Source organism: Micromonospora sp. NPDC053740 (genome assembly GCF_040677775.1).
Lineage (GTDB): Bacteria > Actinomycetota > Actinomycetes > Mycobacteriales > Micromonosporaceae > Micromonospora > Micromonospora alfalfae.
This window is the reverse complement of sequence record NZ_JBFASO010000002.1, coordinates 841,532-850,882: the sequence shown is the minus strand read 5'-3', so window position 1 is coordinate 850,882 and position 9,351 is coordinate 841,532. Positions and strand designations below refer to the sequence as shown.

General features: G+C 69.7%; 10 protein-coding genes and 1 pseudogene. 8 read left to right on the top strand and 3 right to left on the bottom strand.

Going from position 1 to position 9,351, the window contains the following annotated elements; genetic code table 11:
- Both AB0K35_RS08595 and AB0K35_RS08590 read right to left on the bottom strand, forming a co-directional pair.
- Window positions 1-218: pseudogene (locus tag AB0K35_RS08595) on the bottom strand (hypothetical protein); the annotation flags it as partial.
- A gap of 300 nt (window positions 219-518) precedes the next feature.
- A complete protein-coding gene (locus AB0K35_RS08590; RefSeq protein ID WP_363884430.1) occupies window positions 519-965 on the bottom strand; it encodes a hypothetical protein in 447 nt (148 codons plus the stop codon).
- Between AB0K35_RS08590 and AB0K35_RS08585 the strand changes: the two genes are divergently transcribed.
- Window positions 952-1,269, top strand: coding sequence for a hypothetical protein (locus AB0K35_RS08585; protein WP_363884428.1), 318 nt, complete (start codon window positions 952-954; stop codon window positions 1,267-1,269). The two genes, AB0K35_RS08590 and AB0K35_RS08585, sit on opposite strands and share 14 nt — an antisense overlap.
- A gap of 73 nt (window positions 1,270-1,342) precedes the next feature.
- On the opposite strand, the gene AB0K35_RS08580 is transcribed toward AB0K35_RS08585, so the two are convergent.
- Entirely contained in the window at window positions 1,343-2,014 is a 672-nt protein-coding gene (locus AB0K35_RS08580) for a DUF998 domain-containing protein (protein WP_238667284.1), read from the bottom strand.
- Window positions 2,015-2,215: 201 nt separating this feature from the next.
- Between AB0K35_RS08580 and AB0K35_RS08575 the strand changes: the two genes are divergently transcribed.
- The 7 genes from AB0K35_RS08575 to AB0K35_RS08545 all read left to right on the top strand — a co-directional run bounded on the left by AB0K35_RS08575 (window position 2,216) and on the right by AB0K35_RS08545 (window position 9,336).
- Window positions 2,216-2,524 (top strand): YbaB/EbfC family nucleoid-associated protein, encoded by a 309-nt coding sequence (locus AB0K35_RS08575; protein WP_007466279.1) that lies wholly within the window; start codon window positions 2,216-2,218, stop codon window positions 2,522-2,524.
- 8 nt (window positions 2,525-2,532) lie between these two features.
- Complete coding sequence (recR, locus tag AB0K35_RS08570; protein WP_210780747.1) at window positions 2,533-3,126, top strand: recombination mediator RecR; 594 nt, start codon at window positions 2,533-2,535, stop codon at window positions 3,124-3,126.
- A gap of 314 nt (window positions 3,127-3,440) precedes the next feature.
- A complete protein-coding gene (locus AB0K35_RS08565) occupies window positions 3,441-5,102 on the top strand; it encodes an ABC transporter substrate-binding protein (protein WP_238667283.1) in 1,662 nt (553 codons plus the stop codon).
- Between the two features lie 85 nt (window positions 5,103-5,187).
- Complete coding sequence (locus tag AB0K35_RS08560) at window positions 5,188-6,192, top strand: ABC transporter permease (protein WP_124776655.1); 1,005 nt, start codon at window positions 5,188-5,190, stop codon at window positions 6,190-6,192.
- Entirely contained in the window at window positions 6,189-7,151 is a 963-nt protein-coding gene (locus AB0K35_RS08555; RefSeq protein ID WP_196920182.1) for an ABC transporter permease, read from the top strand. The genes AB0K35_RS08560 and AB0K35_RS08555 overlap by 4 nt, the downstream gene beginning before the upstream one ends.
- 62 nt (window positions 7,152-7,213) lie before the next feature.
- On the top strand, window positions 7,214-8,227 hold the full coding sequence (locus tag AB0K35_RS08550; RefSeq protein ID WP_238667282.1) for an ABC transporter ATP-binding protein: 1,014 nt from the start codon (window positions 7,214-7,216) through the stop codon (window positions 8,225-8,227).
- Window positions 8,224-9,336: an oligopeptide/dipeptide ABC transporter ATP-binding protein gene (locus tag AB0K35_RS08545; RefSeq protein ID WP_357363099.1), complete on the top strand. Its 1,113-nt coding sequence runs from the start codon at window positions 8,224-8,226 to the stop codon at window positions 9,334-9,336. The genes AB0K35_RS08550 and AB0K35_RS08545 overlap by 4 nt, the downstream gene beginning before the upstream one ends.
- The last annotated feature ends 15 nt before the right edge of the window (window positions 9,337-9,351 follow it).

Here is a 9,351-nt window from a genome sequence, read left to right as displayed (position 1 = left end):
GCCGCGCCTGGCTCGAACGCCGCGCCTGGCTCGAACGCCGCGCCTGGCTCGAACGCCGCGCCTGGCTCGAACGCCGCGCCTGGCTCGAACGCCGCGCCTGGCTCGAACGCCGCGTCAGGTTCGAACGGTGCGCCTGGCTCGAACGCCGCGCCTGGCTCGAACGCGGCGCCGAGTGCGAGCGCGGTGCCTGGCTTCAGTGCTGCGGCTGGCTCGAACACCGGATCAGGCTCGAACCCCGTGCCTGGTTCGAACGGTGGGGGTTCCAACGGTGCGCCGGGTGCGAACTCGTCTGGTTTGAGCGCCTCGTCTGGTTCGAACACGTCTGACTTGCGCGCCGCGCCTGGTTCGAACGCGTCTGGCTCGAACGCCGCGCCGAGTGTGAGCGCCGCCGGGCGGGGGACTGTGGGGCCCAACGCCCCGACCGCCGCCGGTCCGATGACCGCCTCGCCGACCGCGGCGAACCCGACCGCCGCTGCCGGCTCGGCTGCGCGTGGGGGAGTCGGTGGGGGTTCGACTGGTCACGGTGCTGGTGGGCAGGGCACAGTGCCGTCCGCCCCGGCATCCGACGACGACTGGCCGGAGGCGGCCCGCCCCGGCGGCAGGGCCCTCGCCGCCGAGGCTACTGATGACGAGGACTGGCCGGAGGCCGCCCGACCTGGCGGCGCGTCGGCCGGAAACGATTCGGGCCCCCACTCAGCACCGGCGTCGAGCGGCGCGAACGGCAGCACCGGGAACGGCAGCACCGGGAACGGGAACGCCGGGAACGGGAACGCCGGGAACGGGAACGCCGGGAACGGGAACGCCGGCAGTGGCACCACAGGCAGCGGCACCAACGGCACCGGGCCAGGCGGTTCGGGCGGCCCGGGGTCAGTGGCCGGTGGCGGTACGCCGGGCGGGCGGGGTAACCCGACACCGGCGGCCCGGCAGCCGGCGGCAGCCGGTGGTGCGCCGGTGAGCAGCGCCATCGCCGCGGCTCGCGCGGCGGCGGCGGGGCGCGGTGCGCGTACCGGAGCGGCAGCCCGGCCCGTCGCGGACGCCGAGTGGGCGGGCGAGCCGCCCTACGACCCGGACTTCGACGGCCCTGCGCGGGCCGGTCGACCCGGCGGCGCGGCACCGGCCCCGGCCTTTGAGGGGTTCGACCCGGGCGACGAGCCGCTGGACGAGATCATCGACGAGAAGACCGCGCGGGAGTCCAGCGAGGAGCAGGCGGTACGGCTGCTCCGGGAAACCTTCGGCGCAGAGAAGATCAACGAAGTAGACGCCCGCTAGCGCCCGGCCCCGGCCCCGGCCCCGGCCCCGGCGATCTTGCAGTTTCGGTCGTCGTCTTGCGTGGAATGCCCCCTTATGTCGAGGCAGGAAGTGCAAGATCGCGTAGGGGAGGGGTTTCGGCCAGCAGGACGCCCAGGGCGCAGGCCCAGAGGGGGAATGGTAGGACGGCTACCCGTTCCATGCCGCCCACCCCGATCCCCAGGCCCTGTTGGGCGGCGAACAGTGTCGTTCCGGCCAGCGCGACGAGCCCGGCGGTGACGGTGAGTCGTCGCCATCGGCCGAGCGTCGTGCTGCGTGGTGCGAAGCCGGCGAGGAGCAAACCGACGTTGCCCATGCCCATGATCAGGACTGCGCCGAGGACGTGCAGGTTCTCGTCGATGTCGGCCGGGTAGAGGGCCGCGAGGGCGTATCCGCCGGTGGCCAGCAGCAGGAGTGTCTGGGCCGTGCGCACCACCGGGCCGTGACCGAGAACCCGCCAGGTCAGCAGGAGTCCGCCGGCGAGCAGGACGGCGGTGGCCAGTGTCGCGGTGTTCATCAGCGGGTGCCACGGTGAGCAGACGTAGCGGGGGCGGGTGGTGTCCCAGATGCCGCAGTGGGCGTTGCCGAGATCGCTGATGTTGTGAGTGGCCCAGCTGTAGGCCGGTTCGCGCCACCGCAGCCCGGTGATCAGGCTGGCGACGAGGAAGATGGGCGCGGCCGCGAGCCAGCACAGTGCGCCGACCCGGCCGGTGCGGTTGAGGTTCATGCCATGAGCAGACCAGTGCGACGGCTGTGGGTGCACTACCAGCAGATGGCCGATTCGGGGTAGGGGTAGCCGTACCCGAAGGCTCGGCGTGGGCGGACGCACCGGGCGGGGCGAGGTCGGTCCCAGCGGATAGGCTGAGCGGCGGTCGAGCAGACGAGTGCGAGAAGGAGCCATCCCGTGCGCCCAGGTGGACAGCCGAACATGCAGCAGATGCTGAAGCAGGCGCAGAAGATGCAGCAGCAGATCGCCGCCGCCCAGGCCGAGCTGGCCGAGGCCGAGCTGACCGGCACCGCCGGCGGCGGGTTGGTCACCGCGACCGTCTCCGGCTCCGGTGAGCTCAAGGCCATCAAGATCGACCCGAAGGCCGTCGACCCGGATGACGTGGAGACGCTTGAGGATCTGGTCGTCGCGGCTGTGCACAACGCCGCCGAGGCGGCCCGGGAGCTGACCGAGCGCAAGATGGGTCCGGTCGCCGGCGGCATGGGCGGCCTCGGCCTGCCCGGTTTCTGAGCCGGCAGATGTACGAAGGTGCCATCCAGGATCTGATCGACGAGTTGGGTCGGCTGCCGGGCGTGGGTCCGAAGAGCGCTCAGCGGATCGCGTTCCACGTCCTCTCGGCGGATCCGGCCGACGTCAACCGGCTGGCCGGCGCGCTGCGCAAGGTCAAGGAGCTGGTGCGGTTCTGCACGACCTGCTACAACGTGGCCGAGTCCGAGCAGTGCCGGATCTGCCGCGACCAGCGTCGCACCGAAGAGGTGCTGTGCGTGGTGGAGGAGCCCAAGGACGTGGTGGCCATCGAGCGGACTGGTGAGTTCCGCGGTCGCTACCACGTGCTGGGTGGCGCGATCAATCCGCTGGAGGGGATCGGCCCGGACAATCTGCGCATCCGGGAGCTGATGATCCGGCTCGGTGGCGGCGGGGTGCGGGAGCTGATCCTGGCCACGGACCCGAACACCGAGGGCGAGGCGACCGCCACCTACCTGGCGTTGATGGTGAAGCCGATGGGCATCTCGGTGACCCGGCTGGCCAGTGGGCTGCCGGTCGGCGGCGATCTGGAGTACGCCGACGAGATCACCCTCGGTCGGGCGTTCGAGGGGCGTCGCGCGGTCTGATTCCCTGACGTACTGCCGGTGGCCGGCACCCCGTGTGGGTGCCGGCCACCGCTGCGTCTCTGCCCGGAAATGATCTGACACCTGTGCCCTCATCGGGGCTGTTCGACGTAACAGTTTGGCATCGCGGGCACTGATTGATCGGTTTTTGCCGCTGTTTACCTACGAATCGAATGTCAAACGGCGCTTGAGGCACGATCCGATACCAACCGTCCACTCAGCGGTTTCCGGGTGGACGCATCGGGAGCTATGGTCACCGCCATCGGTGACCCCTGTCACCACGTTGTCCGTACCCCCAAGGACGAGGTGAAGCACACATGCGTGCACCCAGGCCGAAGGTCGCGATCGCGGCCATCGCGGTCGCGGCCCTCGCGGTAGCAGGCTGCGCCGAGAGCAACCGCGACGACAAATCAGGCGGTAGCAAGAAGGACACCCTCGTCTTCGGCGTCGCCGGAGACCCGAAGGTGCTCGACCCGAGCTTCGCCAGCGACGGTGAGTCGCTGCGCGTGGCGCGTCAGGTCTTCGAGACCCTGGTCCGTCCGGAAGAGGGTGGCACGAAGGTCACCCCCGGCCTGGCCGAGTCCTGGACCCCGGACGCCGCCGGCACCACCTGGACCTTCAAGCTCCGCTCGGGCGTGAAGTTCCACGACGGCACCGACTTCAACGCCGAGGCCGTCTGCGTCAACTTCAACCGCTGGTACAACGCCAAGGGCCTCATGCAGAGCCCGGACGTGACCGCGTACTGGCAGGACGTCATGGGCGGCTTCGCCAAGAACGAGAACGCGGATCTCCCGCCGAGCCTCTTCAAGTCCTGCACCGCCAAGGACGCCACCACTGTGGACCTGTCCTTCACCCGGGTCTCCAGCAAGGTCCCGGCCGCGCTGATGCTGCCCTCGTTCGGCATCCACAGCCCGAAGGCGCTGCAGGAGTTCGACGCGAGCAACGTCGCGGGCACCGCCGAGGACATCAAGTACCCGGCGTACGCGACGGAGCACCCGACCGGCACCGGCCCGTTCAAGTTCAAGACCTGGGACGTCGCGAACAAGACGCTGACCCTGGAGCGCAACCAGGACTACTGGGGCACCAAGGCCAAGCTGAAGACCGTCATCTTCAAGACGATCTCGGACGAGAACGCCCGCAAGCAGGCGCTGCGCTCCGGCGACATCCAGGGCTACGACCTGGTTGGCCCGGCCGACGTCGAGCCGCTGAAGAGCGAGGGCTTCAACATGCTCACGCGCCCGGCGTTCAACGTGCTCTACCTGGCGATCAACCAGAAGGGCAACCCGAAGCTCGCCGACGTCCGCGTCCGGCAGGCCATCGCGTACGCCCTGAACCGTCAGCAGCTGGTCACCTCCAAGCTGCCGCCGGGTGCCAAGGTCGCCGACAACTTCATGCCGGACACCGTCGAGGGCTGGAACGGTGACGTCACGAAGTACACCTACGACCCGGCCAAGGCGAAGGCGCTGCTGGCCGAGGCCGGCGCGTCGAACCTGACGCTGAGGTTCCACTACCCGACCGAGGTCACCCGGCCGTACATGCCGAACCCGAAGGACATCTTCGAGTTGCTCTCGGCGGACCTGAAGGCCGTTGGCATCACCGTCGAGGCGATCCCGCTGAAGTGGAGCCCGGACTACCTGAACGCCACCACCTCGGGTAGCAAGCACGACATCCACTTCCTGGGCTGGACCGGTGACTACGGTGACGCCTACAACTTCATCGGCACCTTCTTCGACCGGCCGAAGGACGAGTGGGGCTTCAACAACAAGGCCCTGTTCGACCAGTTCAAGGACGCGGACGGCACCGCCGACATCGCGGCCCGGACCGAGAAGTACAAGGCCCTGAACAAGTCCGTGATGGACTTCCTGCCCGGTGTGCCGATCTCGCACTCGCCGCCGGCGATCGTGTTCGGCAAGGACGTGACCGGCGTCAAGGCGAGCCCGCTCACCGACGAGCGGTACGCGACCGCCGAGTTCAAGTAAGTCCTGATCTGACGCAGCAAGGAACGCGGGCGGGCGCTGTCGCACAGCGCCCGCCCGCAACCCTCCGCACCCCTTCGAGGCCGCCGTGTTCCGGTTCATCGTCAGGCGCCTGCTTCAGCTGATACCCACGCTGTTCGGGCTCTCCCTCCTGCTCTTCATCTGGCTCCGCCGTCTCCCCGGCGGCCCCGAGACCGCCATCCTCGGCGAGCGCGGCACCCCCGAGATGCGGGCCGCCATCCGCCGCAACATGGGGCTCGACGAGCCCATCCTGGTGCAGTACGGCCGCTTCGTACGGCGGATGATCAAGCTCGACCTGGGCACCTCGACCTCCACCAAGCGGGCGGTCACCACTGAGTTCATCGAGCGCTTCCCCGGGACCGTCGAGCTGACCATCACCGCGATGATCATCGCGATCGGCGTCGGTATCCCGCTGGGTTACCTGGCCGCCCGTCGTCGCGGCCGTTTCCTTGACCACGCGTCGGTGGGCGGCTCGCTGATCGGCATCTGCATCCCGGTCTTCTTCCTGGGCTACGTGCTCAAAGCGATCTTCTCGGAGAACCTGCACTGGTTCCCGTCCAGCGGCCGGCAGGACCCGACTCTCGGGGCGACCCGGGTCACCAACTTCTTCGTCCTGGACGGGTTGATGACCCGTGAGTGGGACGCCGCCGCCGACGCCCTCTGGCATCTGGTGTTGCCCAGCATCGCGTTGGCCAGCATCCCGCTGGCGATCATCGTCCGGATCACCCGGGCGAGCGTGCTGGAGGTGCTGAACGAGGACTTCGTGCGGACCGCCGAGGCGAAGGGCCTGACCGAGCAGACGGTTCGTCGCCGGCACGTCCTGCGCAATGCCATGCTGCCGGTCGCCACCTCGATCGGTCTGCTCGCGGGCGGCCTGCTCTCCGGCGCGGTGCTGACCGAGACCGTCTTCGCCTTCAGCGGCATCGGAGCGTTCGTCGCCGAGGCCATCGGCCAACGCGACTATCCGGTGCTGATGGGCTTCATCCTGATCATCGCGGTGGTGTACGTGCTGGTGAACCTCCTGGTCGATCTCTCCTACAGCTTCATCGACCCGAGGGTGAGGGTGCGATGACACTCAGCCCAGGCAAGAAGCGTGAAAAGATCGACCGGCTCTCCGAACTGGCCGCCCGCGACGACGAGCGGGGCGTCAGCCTCTGGCAGGAGGCGTTCCGCCGGCTGCGCGGCAACCCCGCCGCGATCGTCGGCGCGATCATCCTGGCGCTCTTCGTGCTGGTAGCGGTGGTCGGCCCGTTCCTCGTGCCGTACGCGGCGACGGACACGATCGGCATCCGGGAGGGGCTGATCAAGCCGGGTGTCATCCCCGGCCCGACCGGTGATCACTGGTTCGGTTACGACCACCAGGGCCGCGACGAGTTCAGCCGGATGATCGTTGGTGCCCGCCAGACCCTGCTGGTCGGCGTGGTCTCCACCCTGATCGGTCTGGCGATCGGCGCGCTGATCGGTGGCGTCTCCGGCGCGGCGGCCGGTCTCGGTGGCCGGTGGGGGCGGTGGATCGACACCACCCTGATGCGGTTCATCGACATGCTGCTGGCGATGCCGAGCCTGCTGCTGGCGGTGAGCATCGCCGCCCTGCTCGGGGCCAGCCTGACCACTGTGATGATCGCGGTCGGCGTGGTCTCGGTGCCGGTCTTCGCCCGGCTGCTGCGCGGCTCGATGATCTCCCAGGCCAACAGCGACTACGTGCTGGCGGCGACGTCGCTCGGCGTGAAGAAGTCGAAGATCGCGCTGACCCACGTGGTGCCGAACTCGCTCGCCCCGGTGATCGTGCAGGCCACGCTGACACTGGCCACCGCGATCATCGAGGCCGCGGCGCTCTCCTTCCTCGGCCTCGGCAACCCGGACACCGCCGTGCCGGAGTGGGGGGTCATGCTCGCCGACGCGCAGCAGTACCTCGGCATCCGGCCGTCGCTGGCGATCTACCCGGCCGTCGCGATCATCATCACCGCGCTCGGCTTCACCCTGCTGGGTGAGGCGATGCGCGAGGCCCTCGACCCGAAGCTGCGGAAGTAGTGCCGTGAGCGCGAGGAGTGAGCTTGCGAGCCCCGCAGTCGCGAACGAAAGGCCGGTACGGCATGGCACTGCTCGAAGTTGAAGATCTCTCCGTCACGTTCGCCCGCCGCGGTCAGCGGGCCGTGCACGCTGTCGACGGGGTGTCCTTCTCGGTCGACGCCGGTGAGGTGGTCGGCCTGGTCGGCGAGTCCGGCTGCGGCAAGAGCGTCACCTCGCTCGCGATCATGGGCCTGCTGCCCAAGCAGCCCGGCCTTTCGGTTGGCGGCAAGGCCGTCTTCGACGGCACCGACCTCCTCCAGCTCGACGACCGGTCGCGGCGGGACATCCGGGGTCGGGACATCGCGATGATCTTCCAGGACCCGCTCTCCTCGCTGAACCCGGTGATCCCGATCGGGTTGCAGGTGACCGAGGTGCTCACCCGACACCGGGGGATGAAGGGCGAGACCGCGGCGAAGGAAGCTGCGGCGCTGCTGGACCGGGTCGGCATCCCCGACCCGAAGCGGCGGCTCAAGGAGTACCCGCACCAACTCTCCGGTGGGATGCGCCAGCGTGCGCTCATCGCGATGGCGGTGGCCTGCCAGCCTCGGCTGCTGATCGCCGACGAGCCGACCACCGCGTTGGACGTCACCATCCAGGCGCAGATCCTGGAGCTGCTCAAGGATCTGGTCCGGGACTCCGGCACCGCACTGCTGATGATCACGCACGACCTGGGCGTGGTGGCCGGCATGTGCGACACCGTCAACGTGCTCTACGGCGGCCGGGTGGTGGAGACGGCCCGCCGCCGTCCGCTGTTCCGCCAGCCGCGTCACCCGTACACGGTGGGTCTGCTCGGTTCGGTGCCGCGCCTGGACGCCGGGCGGGGCGAGAAGCTCAACCCGATTCCCGGTTCGGTCCGCGACCTGCTGCCCTGGCCGGACGGTTGCGCCTTCGCCCCGCGCTGCGCCCGACGGACCGACGAGTGCGTGGGTGAGCCGCCGGAGCTGGTGCACGCGCACGACGGACGGAGCTACCGGTGCGTCAACCCGGAGCCGCTGCCGGGCATGGTGCCCGCCCCGCGCGAGGAGGAATCAGCGTGAGCGAGCGAACCGAGAACGACATCCTCGTCGAGGTGCGCGACCTGAAGGTGCACTTCCCGATCAAACGGGGGGTGCTCTTCGACCGGGTGGTCGGCCAGGTGAAGGCCGTCGACGGGGTGGACCTGAGCATCGCGCGCGGCAAGACGTACGGCCTGGTGGGTGAGTCCGGCTGCGGCAAGTCCACGTTGGGTCGGGCGCTGCTCCAGCTCACCCCGCCGACCGCCGGTGAGGTCAGCTTCGACGGCGTCGAGCTGACCACGCTGCCCTCGGGCAAGCTGCGCAGCATGCGTCGCCGGATGCAGATGATCTTCCAGGATCCGATGTCCAGCCTGGACCCCCGGCAGAATGTCGAGTCGATCCTGACCGAGGGCCTGCAGACGCACGGGATCGGCGCCGACCGCACCGACCGTCGGCGGATCATCGGCGAGACCCTGGACGCGGTGGGGCTGCCGCGCTGGGCGCTGTCCCGCTACCCGCACGAGTTCTCCGGCGGGCAGCGGCAGCGCATCGGTATCGCCCGCGCGCTGGTGCTCGGGCCGGAGCTGATCGTCGCCGACGAGCCGGTCTCGGCGCTCGACGTGTCGATCCAGGCCCAGGTGGTCAACCTGCTGGACGAACTCCAGGACAGCCTGGGGCTGACCTACCTGGTGATCGCGCACGACCTCGCTGTGGTCCGGCACATCTCCGACACTGTCGGCGTGATGTACCTGGGCGCGCTTGTCGAGGAGGCGCCCAGCGACAGGCTCTACACCGAGCCGCTGCACCCGTACACCCGGGCGTTGATGTCGGCGGTACCGGTGCCGGACCCGGACGTGGAGGACCGCCGGGAGCGGATCCTGCTCGCGGGTGACCTGCCGTCGCCGGCGAACCCGCCGTCCGGCTGCCGCTTCCACACCCGCTGCCCGTGGGCGCAGCCCACCCGCTGCGCCGACGAGCGACCGGTGCTGCGGAACATCGGTGCCAGCCGGGTGGCCTGCCACTTCGCCGAGCAGATCGCCAGCGGCGAACTGCGCCCGCACGGGGTCAGCGCGCAGGTCGTCCGGCCCGAGGGCGAGGGGGACACGCCAGGCGTGGTCTCCGCACCCACCGAGCCCGGTTCGTACGTCTGAGACTGGACGCGGTGC

Coding starts and splice junctions, on each gene's coding strand:
- AB0K35_RS08580 (WP_238667284.1), bottom strand. CDS start 2,014: ATGAACCTCAACCGCACCGGCCGGGTCGGCGCACTGTGCTGGCTCGCG.
- AB0K35_RS08565 (WP_238667283.1), top strand. CDS start 3,441: ATGCGTGCACCCAGGCCGAAGGTCGCGATCGCGGCCATCGCGGTCGCG.
- AB0K35_RS08590 (WP_363884430.1), bottom strand. CDS start 965: ATGGCGCTGCTCACCGGCGCACCACCGGCTGCCGCCGGCTGCCGGGCC.
- AB0K35_RS08550 (WP_238667282.1), top strand. CDS start 7,214: ATGGCACTGCTCGAAGTTGAAGATCTCTCCGTCACGTTCGCCCGCCGC.
- AB0K35_RS08555 (WP_196920182.1), top strand. CDS start 6,189: ATGACACTCAGCCCAGGCAAGAAGCGTGAAAAGATCGACCGGCTCTCC.
- AB0K35_RS08575 (WP_007466279.1), top strand. CDS start 2,216: ATGCAGCAGATGCTGAAGCAGGCGCAGAAGATGCAGCAGCAGATCGCC.
- recR (WP_210780747.1), top strand. CDS start 2,533: ATGTACGAAGGTGCCATCCAGGATCTGATCGACGAGTTGGGTCGGCTG.